The 1,624-nt window shown below is 41.7% G+C and carries 2 protein-coding genes; both read right to left on the bottom strand.

The genetic code is table 11. The features are described 5' to 3' along the window. Positions 1–642: 642 nt before the first annotated feature. Complete coding sequence (locus tag KUE00_RS21735) at positions 643–1,044, bottom strand: hypothetical protein (RefSeq protein WP_246762650.1); 402 nt, start codon at positions 1,042–1,044, stop codon at positions 643–645. Position 1,045: 1 nt separating this feature from the next. Then, on the bottom strand, positions 1,046–1,624 hold a 579-nt coding region (locus tag KUE00_RS21740), incomplete at its 5' end, for an RHS repeat-associated core domain-containing protein (RefSeq protein ID WP_281434729.1).

Below are 1,624 nucleotides of genomic sequence, written 5' to 3' on the forward strand. Positions count from 1 at the left end.
TAAGCGCGGACTTCACGCGTGACCTGACCCGCCGCGTCGTAACCGAAACGCTGCTGCTGGCTGGCCCATTCGTTCTGTTGCGTTGCGCCGTCCACAATCCATTATTGAGAGTTACCCAAAAGGGGCGATCGCAGTTTGCCGCAGATGCATACCCGGGCGGTTGTCGGTTGAGACACAGTCTGAAATTGGAGCGGGCATAAGCCGAAAATACTGAACGGCTGTCTGCTGCTGATATCTGACGGTCGCGAATAGTTACCATTACGTAATTAATAGGTATGGCTGGTGCAACAGAGGCTGGAGATGAAGCAGAGCCGAAAGCAGGCGCTGGCATTGCTGGATAATGCCAGCAGCTAAAAATAAAGACGGAAATGTCACATGGTTAATTCTAGATTATGTTTGTAATTACTCGATTTATAGCATACTATTTTATCGGGTATTTATTCAGTACTAAAACCTTCCCGAAAGATGTAATTTTTAGCCTCAAGGGTAGCAACGCTACTTCAAAGAAAATCATTATCAGCTCTTCCGTTTCCCGCATGTTTCATGATTCAGATATTAATTACCTTTCCCTTCTCGCCAAAATAAAAAACTGACAACCAAGCTTTTCCAAATAAGATTACCTACCCGAACTAATAAACCCCCTTAATTATTTAATGATAAAAACCATTTCGCCTCATATTCATCTTGTTCAATTGGATCTGAGGCTAAGTTTTTATCTTCATAATCAAATATATTGACTAAATTCTCCTTGCGAGCAGGCGCTCCTAAGCTTGTTTCATAAGCAGTCAGGCCTTTAGTCATTTGTCGTGTCATTCTTGAAGGAAGAACATTGATTTTTGCACCTTTGCAATAATAAGTTATAGCCTTATCTAGCCCCCTTACCTTCTTAAAACATTCAAAAAAATCCTCTCCTTCAGCAGTAATTTTATATTCATTAGTGATACGAACCGTCATGACACATTTGATATCGTTTATCAAATTTATTTCTACATCATTAATATCAATATGATTATCATAAATTACTTTTACTTTTATAACCTGCATCTTAGTACCTCAAAAAATTTATGAAACTAAAGCCGACAAAACTTCCATCGCCGTTTACCGGAGTAACACCTAAAATATCTTTATTGGAGATCACGCCAGGAATAGCAATCTCCACTTCATCAGGAAATGGCGTGTTCTTCCCCAGAGTTTTATTAACATCAATACCATTTGATTGTTGCCGGATTGCATAAACAAATCCTTTCTGTTCGTCTCTGGCTGCAAAATTTTGAGCCACCTCTATATCGGATGACGTACTGATAAAATTACTGGGTGGTGACCGATTGTCTTTGGCATGTAAAAGAAGGTCCGTACTATCACCAAGAGGCTTAAATCCTTCACGAAAAATTACGTTAGGTGCTCTTTTATCACCTCGGTACAAAAAGCCTGCTTCACACTTACTCAACCCCAGCGGATCCACCCACGTCAGCGGGTCCCCGACATACGCATAAGTATTAACCCCACCCGCCAACCCTATGGGGTCAACCTGGGTAAAGCGTCCACCCACCGGGTCGTAATACCGGAATAAATTGTAATGAAGGCCCGTCTCTCTGTCCAGGTACTGCCCCTGAAAACGCAGATT

Origin of the sequence: Erwinia phyllosphaerae, from assembly GCF_019132875.1 — a bacterium.
GTDB classification, from domain to species: Bacteria; Pseudomonadota; Gammaproteobacteria; order Enterobacterales; family Enterobacteriaceae; genus Erwinia; species Erwinia phyllosphaerae.

What these genes read in the sequence shown, in the direction of transcription:
- KUE00_RS21735 (WP_246762650.1), bottom strand. Translation starts at nt 1,044, where the DNA reads ATGCAGGTTATAAAAGTAAAAGTAATTTATGATAATCATATTGATATT.